Below are 18799 nucleotides of genomic sequence, written 5' to 3' on the forward strand. Positions count from 1 at the left end.
CCGTTATGCTTCCCGCCCGCACTGCTTCGTGCGGAGAGTTGCCCGAGAGGCTGAAGGGGCTCCCCTGCTAAGGGAGTATAGGGTCAAAAGCTCTATCGAGGGTTCGAATCCCTCACTCTCCGCCAGTTGTACCATCCGTGTAACAGCGGCTACTGCATGTTCGAAAGACGTGACTAATAGCGGGTCATTTCGAGAATGCAGAACGAAAAGATATTGACGAGCTTTAAAGAGTTCTTCATAATTTTTCGACTACGCGCCCGTAGCTCAGCTGGATAGAGCACCAGGCTACGAACTTGGGGGTCGGAGGTTCGAATCCTTCCGGGCGCGCCATTGCAAGATGCAGAAAAGCCGACGTTAGCGCGTCGGCTTTTTTGTTTTCTTCGTTCGCGGGAACGCTGCTCCAGTTCTCTTGGACGCCGATATTTGCGGGTAGCCCGAAGTCACGAGGTGCAACGGCGAAGCGACAGTGCTCGCCGTGGGTGCCCCCTACGCCGAGGCGGCGCACGCCTTGGGTATCAGTACGGTCGGCGTTGCTTCTTAGGTCGAGGTAAGCGCGAACGCGCGAGACCTACGCCCACGCTTCACGCCGATGAATGTATTCATAGCGCCGGGCCATCGGCATCTTCAGTGGATATGGGCAAACGCGACGACAGGAATTCAGGCGCGCAGCAGGGGCGCGGCGGATCGGGCTCCGGAGGCGCTTCGCTGCTGGACCGGTTGGATCCGACCAAAGACACCGACTCCGGAAACCACCGCGCCAAGCCAGCGATCAAGCACATCGTCCGGCGGGCCGAGGGTGGCTTGCCTGCGGCGCTGATGCGGCGCTTTTCCGATGCCAACTTGCTGACGCAGTCGGCGGCGCTTGCGTATTACTCGCTGCTGTCGATCGCACCGCTGTTGTTGTTGCTGATCTGGCTGACCGCGTCACTGATGCCGAGTGCGCAGGAGCAGCTCATGCAGCAGATCGGGCAGCTCATCGGCGGCGAAGCTGAGGCCCTTGCGCGCACGATCATCGAAAACGCCGAGCAGAAGCCGGGCACCGGGTCGCTTGCGGGTATCTGGAGCACTATCCTGCTGTTCTTCGGCGCGACCGTCGTGTTCGGGCAGCTACAGGACGCGCTGAACCGTATCTTCCGCACCGAAGCGTCGGAGTTGGGCGGGCTGATGGCGCTGCTCCGCAAGCGTGTGTTCTCGCTCGGGCTGGTATTCGCGATCGGTTTCCTGCTGCTGGTGTCGATGACGATGAACACGGTCTTGCAGGTTGCGTTCTCGCACATGAAATGGCTGATGCCGCTCGTTGCGGGGCTCGCGACCTGGCTGGTCTACGCGTTCGGATTTGCGTTGATGTATCACTACTTACCCGACCGCCGGGTCGGTTGGCGCCATGCGCTCGGGGGCGGCGCGGTGACGGCGCTGCTCTTTGTCATCGGCCGCGCCCTGATCGGCTGGTACCTGCAGCGCTCCGACCCGGGTTCGGCATATGGGTCGATGGGTACGGTCGTCATCACGATCGTCTGGGTGTACTACGCCGGGCTCATCGTGTTCATCGGCGCGTTGCTGACAGCCGTCGTTGATGAGCGGCTGGAAGCCCGCGACGAACATCGGCCGGCGTCCTGACGCCGGCGAGTCAGGGTCGGCCCAGGGCTGGCGCAGCGCGACAGCTACCGCCGAGGACGCTTGAGACGCACCGCGTGAGCATGCGGGCGGCCGAGCCTCGGATGATCAGCCGGGCGGGTGCAGCCGCTCCCGCGTCTGCGTGCCGCTCGCGACGGCGAGTGGACTTCCAACGCACCAGAGCCAGGAAACGCGTACGCACATGCCCAATGGTTCTGCACACGCGCCTGTAGCGGGAGCTTTCCGTGAGGTCGATGCGAGCGGGGCAGGGCCATCAGCCGAGGTCCGCGTCGCCATCGTGCGTCTGGATGACTGGGCCGGCCGCTTGCCGTGGGCCGAGTCGATCCTTCGGCCGGACGAACACGCGCGAATTGCGCGGCAGCGCATGCAGGCCGATCGCGAAATGCTGATGCTGGCGTATGCGTTGCACCGGGCGTTCCTTGCCGAAGTACTCGGAAGTCAGCCTGCTTCAGTGCCGCTGCGCCGTGACGAGGCCGGTCGGCCGCGCATCGAAGGCGATGCGGTATGGACGAGTCTGAGCCACACCCGGGGCTGGGTCGCGCTGGCGGCCTGCAGGTCGCACCCGGTTGGTGTCGATATCGAGCCGATCGAGAGGGCCGACGTGATGGACGAGATCGCGCACGTGGTCTGCGATCCGGACGAGCTGGAACGCCTGCGTTCGCTCGACCTCGCCGCGCGCCGCGACCGGCTGCTTTCGCTCTGGGTGCGCAAGGAGGCCGTGCTGAAGGCGGTCGGTGTCGGGCTGCAGACCCCGATGGATTCGTTCTGCGCGCTGGACGATCGCCCCGTGCTGATCCCCGGCGTGGGCGGTCGCTGGTACATCAGTTCGATCGAAGCCCCTACGGATATAAGGGCCGCAGTCGCCGCGTCCGCGGTGCTGCAGGTCGAGGGCGGATTGTTGAATACGTCCGCGCTTTTTTCACGGTATCGCGACAACGACGTCGCTGCCGACGACAGCTGAATGAATCGCGCGGACGCAGGCCGAATTTGGCCTCGATTTGCGTTGCTAGGTAGTGCGGACGAAAGCGATTCCAAACCATTGGATGCGCGTCTGTGCATAGCACGTGAATCACGGAGCCGTTGATGAAATCGCAGGTCGCAAGTCGCAAGGTCCATCTCGTTCGAACACTGTGGGTTTCCGAGTTCGTGTTGCTTGTCATCGCGGCGATGCTCGCTGCGTCGCTGCGCTTCCTGAACGACCCGGACGGGTATGCGGTGTTCTACAACAACACGCCCTGGCGCCTGTTGATCCCCGCAGTCTTCATTACGGTCGCGATGGCGGCGTTCGGCCTATACCAGGCACACGACCGCCACAACCGGATCGACTTCTCGCTGCGACTGTTGCTGTCGTTCGCGTTCGGCACGATCGGCCTGCTGGTGCTGTACTACCTGGTGCCGCCGGTCTACATCGGGCGCATGGTGCTCGCGCTGCTGCTCGCTATCGGTCTGGGCGGAATCATCACGCTGCGCTGGATCTCGCACCACTTCCTGCGTAGCGACGCGTTCAAGCGCCGCGTCCTCGTTTACGGCGCCGGCAGGAACGCCGACCTGATCAACAGCCGCCTGCGTCGCCGCGCCGATCGCCAGTCGTTCGTCGTGGTCGGCTTCGTACCCGTCGCCGGGCAGGAAGTCTGCGTGCCTGCGCACTTGCGCACGAACATGACCGACAGCCTGTCGACGCTGACGCGCACGCTGCAGATCGATGAGGTGGTCGTGGCGCCGGACGAGCGCCGCGGCGGCCTGCCGATGGACGAGATGCTCGACTGCGCGCAGCACGGAATCTCGATATGCGACCTTTCGACGTTCTTCGAGCGCGAGGCCGGCATGGTCACGCTGAGCGTGGCCGATCCCTCGTGGCTGGCGTTCTCCGGTGGTTTTGAACAGTCGATCGTGCGCCGGCTCAACAAGCGCTTCTTCGACCTGCTGGCTGCAGGCTCGCTGCTGCTCATGGCGTGGCCGGCGATGCTGTTGGTCGCGCTGGCAGTCAAGCTGGAGTCGAAGGGGCCGGTGTTCTACAAGCAGGTGCGCGTCGGCGAAAAGGGTCGCCACTTCGAGGTGATCAAGTTCCGCAGCATGCGCGTGGATGCCGAGAAGAACGGTGTCGCGCAGTGGGCGACCAAGAACGATGACCGCACCACGCGCGTGGGCCGCATCATCCGCGCGACGCGCCTTGACGAGCTTCCCCAGCTGTTCAACGTGCTGCGCGGCGACATGAGCTTCGTCGGCCCGCGTCCGGAGCGCCCGCAGTTTGTCGAGATGCTGAGCAAGGAAGTGCGGTACTACAACGTCCGCCATTGCGTGAAGCCGGGTCTCACCGGCTGGGCGCAGCTGCGCTACCCGTATGGCGCCTCGGTGCGTGACGCCGAGGAGAAGCTCACGTTCGACCTGTTCTACATCAAGAACCGCGGCCTGATCTTCGACCTGATGATCCTGTTGCAGACCGTCGAAGTCGTCCTGTTCCGCCGCGGCGCGCGCTGAGCGTCGTCATCCGCGGCCGCTGCACTGCAGCGGCCGCGTGTTCGTTTTGAAATTCCTGGTCTTTGGAAGGGCGCCGCGATCAACGCGGCCCTTCGGCGTGTCAACTCCTCAGCGCGTCGCGAGCAACCGCGTGATTTCCCAGAACGCGAGAAGCAGGCCGAGCACCACGATGATCACGACGAGGCGTGCGGTCGCCTTGGAGGGCTTCTCTGTCGTTTCGTTCGAGCTCGCGACAGGTATCTGAAGCGCGGGCCGCATCGCGGTCATCATTGGATTGAACGCGTGGTTGCCGGACGAGCGCGGCGACGCACCCGGCATGCGCCCGTAGCGCCGATGGAACCGGGTGACCGCGACATAGGTCGACACCAGTTCTCGCAGTGTGGCCTGCGCTTCGGCGGACGCCGGCTCGGAGCCGCGGCGGTCGGGATGGAGCTCGGCAATTCGGCGCATGTACGCGCTGCGGAACTCTTCCAGGCTGCAGTCGGGCGGGAGGTCCAGCTGCGAATACACGAGCGAAAAATCAGGTGTCATCAATCGTCCTCGAGCGCCATGGTAACCGGCGCCGGTAGGGGGCCGTCACATGATGTACATGGCCGGCGCCGCGAAACCGCGACGTTAGTTAGAACGCAGTCATGAGGCGACACAGGCATTAGCCGTTCAGCGACGAATGAAGATGGTGGCAGCGATCAGCTCTGAAGCGACACTCCAAACGCGCGGCGCAGCCCCGCTGTCCAGTTCCCTCCGCCGCCGTCGCGACGCCGGTGACGCGCTCGCCATTGCGCGGGTAAGCCGCAACGGCGATTCGGGCCCCCGCTTGGCCACTTGCATCGATTCGCACAGGTCAGTCTTGGCCCAGTCTTCCATTCGCAGGCATTCACGCTCATGAACACGTACGCATCGATCTACCGGCCGGATGCAGCGGCCGGCCGAACCAACGATGTCGTTACCCTGTTCGAGGACTGCGCGCGGCGCCGGCCGGATGCGCGCGCGGTGAGCTGCGGCGCGGACTCGATCACCTATGCCGAGCTCGACCGGCGTGCGAACCAGCTCGCGCACTACCTGCATGACGTTGGTGCGGGCCCCGGCAGCGTCGTTGCGCTGTGCATGTCGCGCACGATCGAGCTCATCGTCGGCATGCTCGGTATCGTCAAGGCAGGCGCTGCGTACCAACCGCAGGATCTTGTCTATCCGCGCGACCGCCTCGCGTTCATGCTCGAGGACGCAGAGGTGTCGGCCGTCCTGACGCTCAGCGGTGACCGCGACGCGGTCCCCGAAACCGACGTGCCGGTGATCTGCCTCGATACCGACCGCGAGCGAATCGAAGCCGCAAGTGACCGGCGCCCCGAGGTAACCCGCGATCCGGAATCGCTTGCCTACGTCATCTACACCTCGGGTTCGACCGGCAAGCCCAAGGGCTGCCAGATCACGCACGCGAACCTCATCAGCTTTTTCCTCGCGGTCGACCTTGCCTATGACCTGCGGCAGGACGATGTGTGGACGTTCTTCCAGTCGCACGCGTTCGACGTATCGGGTCTGGAGATATGGGGCGCGCTGACGCACGGCGCGCGTTTGATCGTGGTGCCGCATGCGATCACGCGTTCGCCCGAGGAATACCGGCGACTGCTGATCGACGAGCAGGTGACGATCGCCGCGCAGACGCCAACCGCGTTCGGCCAGTTGATGCGCACCGACGAGGATGCGGGTGCGCCCGCGGGCTACGCGCTGCGCTACGTATTTCTCGGTGGCGAGGCGGTGGAGCTGCAGGCGCTGCGCCCGTGGTTCGAGCGCTACGGCGACGAGCAGCCGAAGCTCGTTAACATGTACGGCCCGACCGAGGCCACGATCTACGTGACGCATCGCGTGATCACGCGCGCGGATGTCGAGGCCGGCGCGGGCAGCGTCATCGGCAAGGCGCTCGACAATACATTCCTGCGCGTGCTCGACGACAAGCTGCAGCCGGTCCCGGTGGGCAGCGAGGGCGAACTGTTCATCGGCGGCGCCGGCGTAACGCGCGGTTACCTCAAACGGCCCGAACTCAACGTCGAGCGCTTCATCCACTGGCGCAATCCTGCTCAGCCGGATGCGGCGCCGGAGTTTCTGTACCGCTCCGGCGACCTCGTTCGCGAGCTGCCGGATGGCGACCTCGAGTACCTCGGTCGCATCGATTTCCAGGTCAAGATCCGTGGCTTCCGCATCGAGCTTGGCGAAATCGAGGCGACGCTGACGCGGCATCCCTCGGTGCGCAGCTGCGTGGTGATCGCGCGTGAGGACCGCCCCGGCGACAAGCGGCTGGTGGCCTACGTGGTGCCGAATGGCGAACTGCCCGTGACTGGCGAGTTGCGCAGTCATCTGGGCAAGTCGCTGCCGGAATACATGGTGCCGTCGGCGTTCGTAGCGATGGATGTGATGCCGCTGACGCCGAACGGAAAGCTGGACCGCAAGGCACTGCCGGCGCCAAGCCGCGACCGGCCTGAACTGTCGACGCCATTCGAGCCGCCAGCCGATCAGCTGGAACAGCGCCTTGCCGATGCGGCCGGCGAACTGCTTGGCATCGACCGCGTCGGGCGCCACGACAACTTCTTCGAACTCGGCGGTGATTCGGTGCTGGCGACGCGTCTCGCCGAGCGCATCCGCGCGATGCAGGCGGCCGATGCGACGCGGGTGCCGGTGACGCTGGTGTTCCAGAACCCGTCGCCCGCAGCGCTCGCGCAGGTGCTGCGCGCCGGCACGGTCGACACCGTGCAGCGTGCGCGCCTGCCACGTGGCCACCGGGCCGGGCCGGAGCAGGCGGCGGACGACCACGCGATCGCCATCATCGCGATGAGCGGGCGCTTCCCGGGCGCGGCCGATATCGAAACGTTCTGGCAGAACCTCTGCGAGGGCCGCGAGTCGATCACGGTGTTCGGTCCGGACGGCCTCGATCCGGCGGTGCGTGGTTACGAACGCAACCATCCCGGCTACGTGCCGGCGCGTGGCGTGATTGATGGAGTCGAGGAATTCGACGCGGCGTTCTTCGGCTTCAGCCCGAAAGAGGCCGAGCTGATGGACCCGCAGCAGCGCATCCTGCTGGAGCTGTGCTGGGAGTGCCTTGAGCGCGCAGGCCACGTGCCGGACTCGGCCGAGGTGCCGATCGGCGTGTACGTCGGTATGCACCATGGCACCTACTTCCAGAAGCACATCGCGCCGCGCGCGGACCTTCTGGAAAAGGTCGGTGAGTTCCCGATCACGCTGCTCAACGAGAAGGACTACATCGCGACGCAGGTCGCGCACAAACTCAACCTGACCGGCCCCGCGCTCAACGTGCAGACGGCCTGCTCGACCTCCCTGGTCGCGATCTGCCAGGCCGTGGACAGCCTGCGGGCCGGACAGTGCGACATGGCGCTCGCGGGCGGCGTTTCGGTGACATGCCCACCGCGCAGCGGCTACATCTATCAGGAAGGCGCGATGTTCGCGCCGGATGGCCACACGCGCACCTTCGACGCGAACGCGAAGGGCACGGTATTCAGCGACGGCGCGGCGATCGTGCTGCTCAAGCGGCTTGCCGATGCGCGTCGCGATGGCGACCCTGTGATTGCGCTCATCCGCGGTGGCGCGGTCAATAACGACGGCCGCGCGAAGGGCAGCTTCACCGGGCCGAGCAGCGACGGGCAGGCGGCCGTGATCGCGATGGCGCACCGCAATGCGCGGGTCGACGCACGCAGCATCAGCTATGTCGAAGCGCACGGCACCGCAACGCCGCTCGGCGATCCGATCGAGATCGAAGGCCTGACCAAGGCATTCCGCCGCAGCACCGACGACACCGGTTTCTGCCGGATCGGCTCGGTCAAGAGCAACGTCGGGCATCTGGTCGTTGCGGCGGGTTCGGCCGGACTGGCGAAAGTCGCGCTCGCGCTCGCCGAGAAGAAGATCCCGGCGAGCCTGCACTTCGGCAGCCCGAACCCGGTGATCGATTTCGCTTCGTCGCCGTTTGTCGTCAACGACCGGCTGGTTGAATGGACTACGACCGACGGCGCGCCGCGACGCGCGGGCGTGAGTTCGTTCGGCGTCGGCGGCACGAATGCGCATGCCGTGCTTGAGGAGGCGCCCGCGCCCGCGCCGTCCGAGCCCGCGCATGGCCCGCAACTGCTCGTACTCTCGGCGCGCACTCCGACGGCGCTGGCGCAGTCCTGCACGCGGCTTGCCGATCACCTGGTCAACCACACGGACGCCAACCTCGCGGACGTCGCCTGGACGCTGGCCGCTGGCCGCCGGGCGCAAGGCCTTCCCGCACCGGGTGTCCGTGGTCGCCGAAAGTGTCGCCGATGCGATCGATCAGCTGCGCAGTGACGCCACGCTCGACGCCGCCGCGCGAAGCCGTCCCGCGCGGCAGTCAGGCGTGGTCTTCATGTTCCCCGGGCAGGGCGCGACCTACGCAGGCATGGGGCGGGGCCTCTACGAAACCGAGCCCGCATTCCGCGATGCCGTGGACGATTGCGCCGGGCATCTGGAAGAGGTGCTCGGCTTCGACATTCGCGAGCTGATGTTCGGTGACGATGCCGAAGCCCTGCTGCCGACCTCGGTCATGCAGCCGGCCACGTTCGTCATCGAGTACGCGCTGGCCCGTCTGTGGATGTCGAACGGCGTCGCGCCGGCGGCGATGATCGGCCACAGCGTCGGCGAGTTCGTGGCCGCCACGCTGGCAGGCGTGTTCGCGCTGCCCGATGCGCTGCGCCTGGTCGCGCGACGCGGTGCACTGATGCAGGCGCAACCTGCAGGCGGGATGCTGTCGGTGCGCATGGCCTGCGAGCCGCTGCTGCAGCGCCTGCCCGACGGCATCACGCTGGCTGCTGAGAACGCGCCCGGTCTGTGCGTCGTTGCAGGGCCGCTGGACGCGCTGGCGTCGTTCGAAGCCGCGCTGGGGCGCGACGATATCGCCTGCCGGATGCTGCGCACCTCGCACGCGTTCCACTCGTCGATGATGGACCCGGTGGTGGAGCCGTTCCGCCAGGAAGTCGCGTCCGTCGCGCTATCCGAACCGCAACTGCCGATGGTTTCGACCGCAACCGGAGAGTGGCTCGACACCGCGACTGCGACCAGCCCCGACTACTGGGCGCGCCACCTGCGCGAGCCGGTGCGGTTTGCGGCGGCGCTGGGCCGGTTGGCCGATGTGCCTGCGCGCGTTCTGCTCGAAGTCGGGCCGCGCACCACGCTGAGCATGCTGGCGCGGCAACACCCGGCCGTGCAGAAGCAGCAGATCGCCGCGATCGCGACGCTGACCGACACGCCCGAGGCGGAGCCGACTCTGTTGCGCGCCGCCGCGGGCGCGCTGTGGAGCCGCGGCGCCGCCATCGATCCGGCGCAGTTCGATCGACGCACTCGGCGCCAGCGGATGCGCTTGCCGACCTATCCGTTCGAGCGAAAGCGTTACTGGATAGACGCGGTCGTCGAAAAGACGGCCGACACCCCCCGAATCACGACCGAGCCTGCCGCAGTCCCGATGACGTCTTCAACACCCCAGATGCCCGCGAACGCCCCCGCCGAAGCCAGTGCCGCAGCGGATCGCCGCCCGCGTCTGATCGAACAGCTCAGGTCGTTGTTCCAGGAAACCACCGGCTTCGAGTTTGCCGAGGTCGCGCCGCAGGACGCGTTCCTCGAGCTCGGACTCGACAGCCTGATGCTGACGCAGGTCACGCAGCAGCTGCAGAAGGCCTTCCCGGTCAAGCTCACGTTCCGCCAGTTGATGGGCGATGCGTACTCGCTGGAGCGGCTTGCGGCACTGCTCGATGCTCAACTGCCGCCCGACGAGGCCGCGCCGGTCGCTGCCGCGCCGGCGCCCGTCGCCCAGTCGGTTGCTCCGGCCGCGGCGGCTGCCGTGCAGCCGCCGCCCGCCCAGGCCCAAGTGCTGGCGCCACGTGACGCCGGGGCCGCCGGTGGCGACTGGCGTCATCACGTCATCGCACAGCAGCTGGAGCTGATGCGTCGGCAGCTCGACTGGCTGGGGCAGAGGCAGGACGTCGCTGACGCGCCTGCAACTGCCGGTGCATCTTCGCCACGCGTCGGAGCAGCCACCTCGGCCGCGCCGCCGGCAGCGCCTGCTGGGTCCGCAAGCGCGCCGGCAGCAAACTCCGAAGCGGGCGCAGCTGCCGCACGCCCGCAGGCATTCGGCGCAATCGCGCGTATCCACTCCGATCGCGCCGAGCTTAGCCCGCACCAGCGCGCGCGACTGGACCGGTTCATCGCCCGGTACACGGCCCGGACGCGCCGCTCGAAGGAATACACGCAGGACCACCGCTCGCACCTCGCCGATCCGCGCGTGGTCAGCGGGTTCAGGCCGCTGACGAAGGAGATCACCTACCAGATTGTGGTGAGCCGCTCGAAGGGCTCGCGCATCTGGGATCTCGACGGCAACGAGTACGTCGATGCACTCAGCGGCTTTGGCATGAACCTGTTCGGCTGGCAGCCGGATTTCGTGCTCGACGCAGTGCGCCACCAGCTCGAACTCGGGTACGAGATCGGCCCGCAGCATCCGCTGGCCGGTGACGTGGCGCGGTTGGTGTGTGACCTGACCGGGTTCGACCGGGCAGGGCTGTGCAACACCGGTTCGGAAGCCGTCATGGGCGCGATCCGCATTGCGCGCACCGTAACCGGCCGCGGCACGCTGGTCATCTTCAGCGGGTCGTACCACGGCATCTTCGACGAAGTTATCGTGCGCGGCTCGAAGTCGCTGCGGTCGATGCCCGCGGCGCCCGGCATTCCCGGCAATGCGGTGCAGGAAGTGCTGGTGCTCGATTACGGCACGCCTGAAAGCCTGGCCGTGCTGCGCGAGCGCGCGCAGGACATCGCGGCGGTGCTGGTCGAACCCGTGCAGAGCCGCCGGCCCGACTTCCAGCCGCGCGAGTTCCTGCACGAGCTGCGCGCGATCACGCGCGAGTCCGGGTCGCTGCTGATCTTCGACGAGGTGATCACCGGTTTCCGTTCCGACCCGCGCGGCGCGCAGGGCATGTTCGACGTCGATGCGGACGTGGCGTCGTACGGCAAGGTCATCGGCGGCGGCTTCCCGATTGGCGTCATCGCCGGCCGGCGCGAGTACATGGATGCGCTCGACGGCGGCCACTGGCAGTTCGGCGACGAGTCCGGCCCGACGGTCGGCGTGACGTATTTCGCCGGCACGTTCGTGCGCCATCCGCTGGCTTTGGCGGCAGCGAAGGCCGTGCTCGAGCACCTCAAGGCCGCCGGGCCGGCGATGCAGCACCTGCTCAATTCGCGCACGGCGGCGATGGTGGGCGAGCTCAACGGCTTCTGCGAAGAAGTCGGCGCGCCGATCCGCGTCGACCACTTCGCGTCGCTGTGGCGAGTCGCGTTCAACCAGGAGCACCCGTTGCAGGAGCTGCTGTTCCCGATGATGCGCAGCCGCGGCGTACACATCCTCGAGCACTTCCCGTGCTTCCTGACCACTGCGCACACCGAGGCGGACATCGCGTCGATCGTCGAGGCGTTCAAGCAGTCGGTGATCGAGCTGCAGGAAGCCGAGTTCCTCCCGCGGCGCCGCCGCAGTACGCAGATCGAGTTCGACCCCAAGCGGCCGCCGAGGCCCGATGCGCGCCTCGGGCGCGATGCGTCGGGCAGCCCCGCATGGTTCATTCCGAATCCCGACGCGCCCGGCAAATACATCAAGGTAGGTGCATGAACAACGTCCTGGAGTCACACGAGCTATCGGAGGTCGACTACGACCCGTTCGCCCAGGGGGCGCTCGCGCAGGTGGTGCCTGTCACCCGGCCGCAGCGCGAGATCTGGCTCGCTGACCGGCTCGGCGACGAGAACTCGCTTGCGTACAACCTGTCGATGTCCGTCCGCCTTCGCGGTCCACTCGACCGCGATGCGCTGTGCGCGGCGGTGCGCGAGCTTCCCGGTCGGCATGAATCGCTGCGCGCCACGATCGGGCCGGAAGGCGACGTGCTGTGCATCGGCGACAGCCTCGAGCTGGACACCACGTTCGAGGACCTGTCGAATCTGGACGTGGCCGAGCGCGCAGCCGCGGTCGCGGCGCGACGCAAGCGCGCGGTCGAGACCACGTTCGACCTCGAACATGGGCCGCTGATCCGCGCCGAACTGCTGCGCGTGACCGGCAACGAGCATCTGCTGCTGCTGACGGTGCATCACATCATCTGCGACGGCTGGTCCTGCGGTGTCATCGTGCAGGAGCTGGGCATGCTGTACGCGCGCGAGCGCGGCGACGCCAGTGCCGAGCTGCCGCAGATCGAAGGGTTCGCGGATTTCGCGCTGACCGAAGCTTCGCGCGAGGACAGCGACCAGTACCACGATGACGAGGCCTGGTGGCTGTCGCAGTTCCCCGGCGAAGTGCCGGTGCTCGACCTGCCCACCGACCGCCCGCGGCCCTCGCAGCGGCAGACCGCTTCGGCGCGTATCGACCACGAGCTCGACGCCGCGCTGGTCTCGGCGCTGCGCAGTCTTGGCGCGCGTCATGGCGCCACGCTGTTCTCGACGATGCTCGCGGGCTTTTCGACGCTGATTTCGCGGCTGTCCGGGCAGTCGACGGTCGTGATCGGCGTGCCAGCGGCGGGGCAGGCGGCACACCGCCACCTGCACCTGGTCGGCCATTGCGTGAACCTGCTTCCGCTGCGCTTCGACCTGGATCCGGCACTGCCGTTCGAGGCTGCGATCGACGCATCGAAGACCACAATGCTCGATGCGATGGAGCACCAGCGCTACACGTTCGGCACCCTGCTCAGCAAGCTGCGCTTCCATCGCGACCCGTCGCGCATGCCGCTGGTCAGCGTGATGTTCAACCTCGATCGCGCGATTGATGACCACGTGCAGTTCCCCGGACTCGAGGTCGAACTCGGCACCAACCCACGCAGCTATGAGACGTTCGAGCTCTCGGTCAATGCCGTGCAGACGCGCAACGGCTTGCGGCTGGAGTGCCAGTACAACCGGTCGCTGTTCGATGGCGAAACGGTCGATCGCTGGCTGCACGGATTCGAGGCGCTGCTGCGCGCGGCGGTCGAGGCCCCGTCGACCGAAGTCGGGCGGCTTCCGCTGCTCGGCCCCGCGCAACGCGCCGAGCTGGACGCACTGCAGCCGGCGCCCGTCGCGTTCGATCGCGATCGCCGCATGCACGAGCATTTCGAACTCCAGTGCGATCGCAACCCAAGCCGCACCGCGCTGCGTTTCGGCGACGAGACCTGCACGTACGCGCAGCTCGACGCGCGCGCCAACCGCATTGCGCGCTTGCTGCGCTCGCAAGGCGTGCAACGCGGCGCATTGGTCGGCCTGGCGCTCGAGCGCGGCATGGACATGGTCGCTGCACTGCTCGGCGTGCTGAAGGCCGGTGCGGGCTACGTGCCGCTCGACCCGCAGTTCCCGCGCGAACGGCTGGATTACATGGCCTCCGACAGCGGGCTGGCGACACTGCTGACCAGCAGCTCGGTCGTCGGTTCTTTCGCGCTGCCGGGCCGCCCGGTGCTCGCACTGGACCAGCTCGACGCGCAGCTCGCCTCGGGCGGCGATTCGCGCATCGGCCGCGATGAAGGTGCAGCGTCGCCGGACGACATCGCGTACGTGATCTACACCTCCGGTTCCACCGGGCGCCCGAAGGGCGTCATGGTGCCGCACCGCGCGGTGGCGAATTTCATTGCCGGTATGCAGGTCGAGCCGGGCCTCGACGCCCACGATCGTCTGCTTGCGGTCACCACGCTGTCGTTCGACATCGCCGTGCTCGAACTGATGTTGCCGCTCTCGGTCGGCGCGGAAGTCGTGCTGGCCGGCCGCGAGGCGGCGGGCGAGGGGCGTGCGCTGGCCGAACTGCTTTCGAGCAGCGGCGCGACGGCGATGCAGGCCACGCCCTCGACCTGGCGCATGCTTCTGGATGCAGGCTGGACCGGCGGCGCAGGCTTCAAGTCCATGTGTGGCGGCGAGGCGTTGCCGGCGGATCTCGCCGCGCAGCTGCTGCCGCGTTGCGGCTCGTTGTGGAATCTCTACGGGCCCACCGAAACCACGGTCTGGTCCACCTGTGCCCGCATCGCACCGGCGCCGGATCAGGCGCTGCCCGACGTGCATATCGGCCGGCCGATCGCGAACACGCAGGTGTGGGTGCTCGATGCGGGTGGCGAGCTGTGCCCGCGCGGCGTGCCGGGCGAGCTCTACATCGGCGGCGAAGGCGTGACGCTGGGCTATCTCGATCGGCCGGAGCTGACCGCCCAGCGCTTCGTGCCCGACCGCTTCGGCCCGCAGTCCGCTTCGCAGGCCGGCGCAGAGCCGCGCCTGTACCGCACCGGCGATCGCGGCCGCTGGCGCGCCGATGGTGCGCTGGAACACCTCGGGCGGCTGGATCACCAGGTCAAGGTGCGCGGTTTCCGCATCGAGCTCGGCGAAATCGAAGCAAACCTCGCCGAACGCAGCGATGTCGCGCGCGCGGTCGTGATCGTGCGCGAGGACCAGCCCAACGATCAGCGCCTCGTCGCCTACATCGTGCCCCGCGAGGGCACGCGGATCGACGAAACCGAGCTGCGCACGCAGCTGCGGTCGACGCTGCCCACGTACATGGTGCCGCAGCACTTCGTCGTGCTTGCCGCGCTGCCGCTGCTGCCGAACGGCAAGCTCGATCGGAACGCGCTGCCGCGGCCGGTGGCCGAGCCTGCATCGGCGAAGGCGCAGCCCGGTTCGCCGCAGTTGCCTGCCGATCCTCGCGTGCGGTATCTCGCCGGCATCTGGAGCGAGCTGCTCGGCGTCGAGCCCGGCGCCGACGACAACTTCTTCGACCTTGGCGGGCATTCGATGCTGGCTGTGCAGATGGTCAATCGCGTCTCGCGCGAAACCGGCGTCAGCTTCAAGCTGATTCGTCTGGGTGCCGAAACGCTGGGCCAGCTTGCCGCGGACCTGCCGGCCGATCCGACCTCGGGCGCTGCCCCGCAGCAGGGCACCGGCAGTCGCATCGGCCAGGGCCTTCGCAGGTTGTTCGGCCTGTCCGCACAGGAGCCGCGCTGATGCCCGTTATCAGTGCGCTCCGTCGGGCACGCCGCCGCGGAGGTCTTGCATGAGCATCGGCACGTTCGAACCGTTCTGGATCGGGGAAGGCTCGCGCAGCCTGTATGCAGCGCTGCACATGCCAGACACCCGGCCCTTCGGCGCAACCGGCGTGCTGTGCGTGCCGCCGTTGCTGCACGAGCAGCCCCGCAGCAGGCGCTTCATTACCGAGACCGCAAGCGCGTTCGCAGCGCTCGGCCTGCCGTGCCTGCGCTTCGACTTCCGCGGGACCGGTGATTCCTTCGGGCGCGGAGACGACGTGGACTTTGCTGCGATGCACGCCGATCTCACCCGCGCGGTCGCCGCGCTGAAGAGCCGCGCCGCAGTGGAGCGCGTCGCACTGATGGCCTGGCGCGGCGCAGCTTTGCCGGCGCTGACCTGGCTGCAGGGCGCCGCACATGTCGACCGGCTCGTGCTGTGGGAGCCGATCACCGATGGCATGGGCTGGCTGTCCGAGTTGGAGCGGCAGGATGCCGGCGAACGCGCAGCGCGTCCGCGGCCACGCCCGGGCGTACCGCGCACGGCCGATGCCGACGACGGTCAGCTCATGGGCTTCGCCGCATCCCGCGCGCTACGACGCGAGTTGTCGGCGACGTCGCTGCAGGGACCGGTTCCGCACGGCATCGAGGCTTGGGCAGTGACGCGCGAGGCCACCACGCTGCCGATCGAAGTCGCGCGCAACTGGGCACTGCCGGCCGGCGCGCCGACGTTCGCAGGCGGTGCCAGCATGGAGGCCGCGCTGTTCCTGTCGCCGACGCTCGAGGGCGTGGTCAACGAGATCGGCCACGCGCTGCGTGACTCCGAGCGGGTGGCCGCATGAGCCCGAACGATATGTCCCCGGGGGGCGCGAGGTTGGTTGACACCGGGCAGGCCGGTCCGCAGGGTGCCGCCCCGACGGCAGCGTCGCGCGTGAGCGCTGCGGCCGGTGCGACCAGCGACGCACTCGTTGCCGGCGCCGCAATCGCCACCCGGCGCATCCTGCGCTTCGGGCCGGACGAACGCTTCGTCGGCATCCTCACCGGGTCGCCCGCGGCTTCCAACGCGCCGGTTCTGCTGCTGCCGAGTGCAGGGCTGCAGCCGCGCTCGGGTCCGTTCCGGCTGCACGTCGAACTCGGCGAACGGCTGGCCGCAGCCGGGCTGCGCACGTTCCGGTTCGATGCGCCGGGCGTCGGCGAGGCGCCGCGCGTCACCGGCTTCGATGCGCGCGCCGCGACGATCGCCGCGATGGATCTGCTGCAGAAGCAGCATGGTGTTTCGAAGTTCGCTGTCGGCGGCATCTGCAGCGCTGCCGACATCGGCTGGAACACCGCGATGGCGGACGAGCGCGTCTCGGCGCTTCTGCTGCTGGACGGCATCGCCTTCACCGGGCCGTGGTTCTCGTACGCGCGCTGGCTGGATCGCCTCCGCCGGGTCCCGACCGAGTGGCGACGCATGCTGCGTGACGCGCGGCCACCGGGCCGGGGCGGTGACGGTAACGGCATGGGGTCGGCGGACTTCCGCGACTGGCCGACCCACGAAGAGGCGAAAGCCCAGTTCGCGAAACTGGTCGCACGCCGCACGCGGATGCTGTGGATCTACACCGGCGGTTACACCGACCGCTTCCTGCACCTTCGCCAGTTCCGTTGGGCGTTCGGCACGCCCGCATCGGACCCCTGCGTCGAGGCGCTGTACTGGCCCGACTGCGACCACACGTTCTACGCACGAGCCCATCGCGACCGCTTGATCGACCAGGTGAAAGCCTGGTTGCTCGGGCTTGGCAGCGGGGCCGGAGGATGAACATGAGCCTGGAGTGCTCCGTGACCCGACGTTCCACTTCCCGTTCGACCGCTTCGACGATTGCGTCGCCGCTGTACGCGATGCCCCCCAATCTCACGCGGCCGCTGCGCGTCGTGCTGGTCACCCCGGGCCACATCCCGGTATGGCTTTCGAGGTTTCTCCAGCTGGCGGCCGACACCAGCTGGCTTGCGGTTTCGATCCTGCCTGTCTCCGGCGCGTCGCTGCCCAAGGCCGCGCCGCCGGCACCGGACGTGCGGATGTTTCTCGCGTTCGACCGTGCGCGGCGCCGCGGAGCGAACGCGATGCTGCGGCCGGTGCCGCTGCGCGCGCGCGATTGCCTGACGCTGGCAACCCCGGTGGCCGGCGACGCTGCGACCGCGGAGCTCAAGGAACGCGTACGCGAACTGCAGCCCAGCCTCGTGCTGTCGCTCGGACCGAGGTCGTGGTCGCAGGCGCTGGCCGATTGCGCAAGCCTGGGATGCTGGGACATCGATGCAGGCCTGGTCGATGCCGACTGGGCCGGTGTCTCGCTGCTGCGGCCGCTGGTCGAAGGCAGCACCTCCACGGAGTTCGCGGTGGAGCTCGATGGCGCTCCGCTTGCGCCCTGGGGCCAGGCGCGCACCATCGGAGCGACGCGTCACGGATCGTTCGGAGCGCAGCGCGACACGGTGTTCCGCAGGCTGCCGCTGCTGCTGATGAGGATGATGCACCGGCTCGCGGCCGACGAGTTCGTACCGCCGAACCGCACCGCGCTGCTGAGGCAGGCCACCGCCCGGCCGCTGCCGGTAGGCGCAAGTGCAGTGGCCTTCGCGAGCACGATGAGTACGGCGGTGCAGTGGCAGTTCCAGAAGGGACGCAAGGTCGTGCCCTGGCACCTGGTGCTGTGCGGTTCGAAACAGTCGATCGATCCATCGGCGCCACGCGTCGTACCGGACGCGATCGTTCAGTCGCGCGAGGCGAACTACTGGGCCGACCCCTGCGCGGTCGAGACCGACGGCCGGCAGCTCATCTTCGTCGAGGAAATGTGGCCCGACCACAAGGGCGTGATCGCCTGCGTGGAGCTGATCGACGGCACCGCCAAACGCCTGGGCATCGCGCTGGAGGAATCCGCCCACGTGTCCTACCCGCAGGTCTTCGAGTCCGACGGGCAGTGGTACATGACGGTGGAATCGTCCCAGTTGCGCCGCGTCAGCCTGTACCGCGCAACCGACTTCCCGCTCGGGTGGGAGCGCGTCTGCGATCTGGTTACCGGCCGCGTCTGTGCGGACCCGACGCTGCATTTCCAGGACGGGCACTGGTATCTCTTCGCCACAGTGTCCGAGGACGGCAACGGCACCTGGGACGAATTGTTCGTGTTCGTTTCCAAATCGCTGACCGGGCCGTACCGGCCACATCCCGCGAATCCGGTCGTCAGCGACGTGCGCCGGGCCCGGCCGGGCGGGCGCCTGTTCAGGCGGGACGGCAAGCTCATCCGGCCTGCACAGGACTGCGCTGCAAACTATGGTTCCGCTTTGGTCTTCAACGAAGTCCTCTCCTTGAGCCCGACCCATTACGAAGAGCGTCCGCTCTCCCGCCTGTCACCCGACTGGGCCGCGAAACTCGTCGCCTGCCACACCTACAGCGCCAGCGAAACGCTGGAGGTCATCGACGCGCGCGGCTATCCCGATCCGGGTACCCCCAGCCTCGAGCCCATCGAGCCGCCGGCCGCGCTGCGTATCAGCGGTAACCCCGTCGCCGAGGCAATGGCAGGTAGCGCCAGCGCCGTGCCGGTACCCGTCGCGCCAGTCAGCCGCGCACCCAGCGCAACACCAGGGCGGGACTCGCCTCAGCAATGAACACCCATGAACGGGATGCTCTGGCCCCTGTAGAAGGCCAGGCCCCCCCGCCC

The 18799-nt window shown here is 67.7% G+C and carries 10 protein-coding genes and 2 tRNA genes; 11 read left to right on the plus strand and 1 reads right to left on the minus strand.

The features are described from left to right. Positions 1–32 precede the first annotated feature (32 nt). The 5 genes from ACFFGH_RS14795 (at position 33) to ACFFGH_RS14815 (ending at position 4113) form a co-directional block, all read left to right on the plus strand. Positions 33–125, plus strand: a tRNA-Ser gene (locus ACFFGH_RS14795). A 128-nt stretch (positions 126–253) separates the two neighbouring features. Beyond that, positions 254–330: transfer RNA gene (locus tag ACFFGH_RS14800), tRNA-Arg, on the plus strand. A 303-nt stretch (positions 331–633) separates the two neighbouring features. Beyond that, positions 634–1617 (plus strand): YihY/virulence factor BrkB family protein, encoded by a 984-nt coding sequence (locus tag ACFFGH_RS14805; RefSeq protein WP_386670245.1) that lies wholly within the window; start codon positions 634–636, stop codon positions 1615–1617. A 295-nt stretch (positions 1618–1912) separates the two neighbouring features. Beyond that, positions 1913–2596 carry a 4'-phosphopantetheinyl transferase family protein gene (locus tag ACFFGH_RS14810; RefSeq protein WP_386669528.1) on the plus strand — a complete coding sequence of 228 codons (684 nt, stop codon included), beginning with the start codon at positions 1913–1915 and terminating at the stop codon, positions 2594–2596. 122 nt (positions 2597–2718) lie between these two features. Next, complete coding sequence (locus ACFFGH_RS14815) at positions 2719–4113, plus strand: TIGR03013 family XrtA/PEP-CTERM system glycosyltransferase (RefSeq protein ID WP_386669531.1); 1395 nt, start codon at positions 2719–2721, stop codon at positions 4111–4113. Positions 4114–4221: 108 nt separating this feature from the next. On the opposite strand, the gene ACFFGH_RS14820 is transcribed toward ACFFGH_RS14815, so the two are convergent. After that, positions 4222–4644, minus strand: coding sequence for a J domain-containing protein (locus ACFFGH_RS14820; RefSeq protein WP_386669533.1), 423 nt, complete (start codon positions 4642–4644; stop codon positions 4222–4224). Between the two features lie 351 nt (positions 4645–4995). Here ACFFGH_RS14820 and ACFFGH_RS14825 point away from each other — a divergent pair, with 351 nt between their 5' ends. The 6 genes from ACFFGH_RS14825 (at position 4996) to ACFFGH_RS14850 (ending at position 18746) form a co-directional block, all read left to right on the plus strand. Then, positions 4996–8439: a hybrid non-ribosomal peptide synthetase/type I polyketide synthase gene (locus ACFFGH_RS14825; protein ID WP_386669535.1), complete on the plus strand. Its 3444-nt coding sequence runs from the start codon at positions 4996–4998 to the stop codon at positions 8437–8439. After that, positions 8393–11779, plus strand: a complete 3387-nt coding sequence (locus ACFFGH_RS14830) for an aminotransferase class III-fold pyridoxal phosphate-dependent enzyme (protein WP_386669537.1) — start codon at positions 8393–8395, stop codon at positions 11777–11779. The genes ACFFGH_RS14825 and ACFFGH_RS14830 overlap by 47 nt, the downstream gene beginning before the upstream one ends. Continuing rightward, positions 11776–15096 carry a non-ribosomal peptide synthetase gene (locus ACFFGH_RS14835; RefSeq protein ID WP_386669539.1) on the plus strand — a complete coding sequence of 1107 codons (3321 nt, stop codon included), beginning with the start codon at positions 11776–11778 and terminating at the stop codon, positions 15094–15096. Before ACFFGH_RS14830 ends, ACFFGH_RS14835 begins: the two co-directional genes overlap by 4 nt. Before the next feature lie 49 nt (positions 15097–15145). Beyond that, positions 15146–15955: an alpha/beta hydrolase family protein gene (locus ACFFGH_RS14840; protein WP_386669541.1), complete on the plus strand. Its 810-nt coding sequence runs from the start codon at positions 15146–15148 to the stop codon at positions 15953–15955. A gap of 89 nt (positions 15956–16044) precedes the next feature. Continuing rightward, a complete protein-coding gene (locus ACFFGH_RS14845; RefSeq protein WP_386669542.1) occupies positions 16045–16911 on the plus strand; it encodes an alpha/beta fold hydrolase in 867 nt (288 codons plus the stop codon). A 20-nt stretch (positions 16912–16931) separates the two neighbouring features. After that, entirely contained in the window at positions 16932–18746 is a 1815-nt protein-coding gene (locus ACFFGH_RS14850) for a glucosamine inositolphosphorylceramide transferase family protein (protein WP_386669544.1), read from the plus strand. The last annotated feature ends 53 nt before the right edge of the window (positions 18747–18799 follow it).

The organism is Lysobacter korlensis (genome assembly GCF_042434515.1).

Excerpts from the sequence above, each read along its gene's own strand:
- ACFFGH_RS14805 (WP_386670245.1), top strand. The coding sequence starts at position 634 with ATGGGCAAACGCGACGACAGGAATTCAGGCGCGCAGCAGGGGCGCGGC.
- ACFFGH_RS14815 (WP_386669531.1), top strand. The coding sequence starts at position 2,719 with ATGAAATCGCAGGTCGCAAGTCGCAAGGTCCATCTCGTTCGAACACTG.
- ACFFGH_RS14820 (WP_386669533.1), bottom strand. The coding sequence starts at position 4,644 with ATGACACCTGATTTTTCGCTCGTGTATTCGCAGCTGGACCTCCCGCCC.
- ACFFGH_RS14825 (WP_386669535.1), top strand. The coding sequence starts at position 4,996 with ATGAACACGTACGCATCGATCTACCGGCCGGATGCAGCGGCCGGCCGA.
- ACFFGH_RS14835 (WP_386669539.1), top strand. The coding sequence starts at position 11,776 with ATGAACAACGTCCTGGAGTCACACGAGCTATCGGAGGTCGACTACGAC.
- ACFFGH_RS14840 (WP_386669541.1), top strand. The coding sequence starts at position 15,146 with ATGAGCATCGGCACGTTCGAACCGTTCTGGATCGGGGAAGGCTCGCGC.